Genomic DNA, 1,746 nt, shown 5'->3' on the forward strand with positions numbered 1-1,746 from the left:
ACCCGAGAGGCATCGGCCGGCTCTTTAACAATTGATCAGGTAATTCATGTGGGCGCTTGTGAGCGATGCGGTGAGCAGTCACCGAAATCGAGGCAAGCGACTCGTCGAGACGTTTGACCTTGAACCAGTTTGGTCCGCTATAAGGACTATCAGACTATCAACTGAAGAGTTTGATCATGGCTCAGATTGAACGCTGGCGGCAGGCTTAACACATGCAAGTCGAGCGGTAACGGGGGAAGCTTGCTTCCTGCCGACGAGCGGCGGACGGGTGAGTAATGCATAGGAATCTACCCAGTAGCGGGGGATAACCTGGGGAAACCCAGGCTAATACCGCATACGCCCTACGGGGGAAAGCGGGGGACCATTTGGCCTCGCACTATTGGATGAGCCTATGTCGGATTAGCTGGTTGGTGAGGTAAGGGCTCACCAAGGCGACGATCCGTAGCTGGTCTGAGAGGATGATCAGCCACATCGGGACTGAGACACGGCCCGAACTCCTACGGGAGGCAGCAGTGGGGAATATTGGACAATGGGCGCAAGCCTGATCCAGCCATGCCGCGTGTGTGAAGAAGGCTTTCGGGTTGTAAAGCACTTTCAGTGGGGAAGAAGGCCTTGGGGTTAATAGCCCCGAGGAAGGACATCACCCACAGAAGAAGCACCGGCTAACTCCGTGCCAGCAGCCGCGGTAATACGGAGGGTGCAAGCGTTAATCGGAATTACTGGGCGTAAAGCGCGCGTAGGTGGTCGTTCACGCCGGGTGTGAAAGCCCTGGGCTCAACCTGGGAATGGCATCCGGAACGGGGCGACTCGAGTGCAGGAGAGGAAGGTAGAATTCCCGGTGTAGCGGTGAAATGCGTAGAGATCGGGAGGAATACCGGTGGCGAAGGCGGCCTTCTGGCCTGACACTGACACTGAGGTGCGAAAGCGTGGGTAGCAAACAGGATTAGATACCCTGGTAGTCCACGCCGTAAACGATGTCGACTAGCCGTTGGGAGCCTTGAGTTCTTAGTGGCGCAGTTAACGCGATAAGTCGACCGCCTGGGGAGTACGGCCGCAAGGTTAAAACTCAAATGAATTGACGGGGGCCCGCACAAGCGGTGGAGCATGTGGTTTAATTCGATGCAACGCGAAGAACCTTACCTACCCTTGACATCCTGCGAACCCGGAAGAGATTCCGGGGTGCCTTCGGGAGCGCAGAGACAGGTGCTGCATGGCTGTCGTCAGCTCGTGTTGTGAAATGTTGGGTTAAGTCCCGTAACGAGCGCAACCCCTATCCTTATTTGCCAGCGATTCGGTCGGGAACTCTAAGGAGACTGCCGGTGACAAACCGGAGGAAGGTGGGGACGACGTCAAGTCATCATGGCCCTTACGGGTAGGGCTACACACGTGCTACAATGGCCGGTACAAAGGGCAGCGACAGCGCGAGCTCAAGCGAATCCCATAAAGCCGGCCTCAGTCCGGATCGGAGTCTGCAACTCGACTCCGTGAAGTCGGAATCGCTAGTAATCGTGAATCAGAATGTCACGGTGAATACGTTCCCGGGCCTTGTACACACCGCCCGTCACACCATGGGAGTGGACTGCACCAGAAGTGGTTAGCCTAACTTCGGAGGGCGATCACCACGGTGTGGTTCATGACTGGGGTGAAGTCGTAACAAGGTAGCCGTAGGGGAACCTGCGGCTGGATCACCTCCTTAATCGACGATCACTGTGTCCTGGCAAGTGCTCACATCAATTACCTGATCAA

Annotated in this window: 1 rRNA gene; it reads left to right on the forward strand. The window is 56.2% G+C overall.

From position 1 onward, the window contains the following. The first annotated feature begins 158 nt into the window (after positions 1-158). Positions 159-1,696 (forward strand): 16S ribosomal RNA (locus tag ACPF7Z_RS19150). Positions 1,697-1,746 lie beyond the last annotated feature (50 nt).

The sequence above is a fragment of the Halomonas sp. GXIMD04776 genome (assembly GCF_049808615.1).
Lineage (GTDB): Bacteria > Pseudomonadota > Gammaproteobacteria > Pseudomonadales > Halomonadaceae > Modicisalibacter.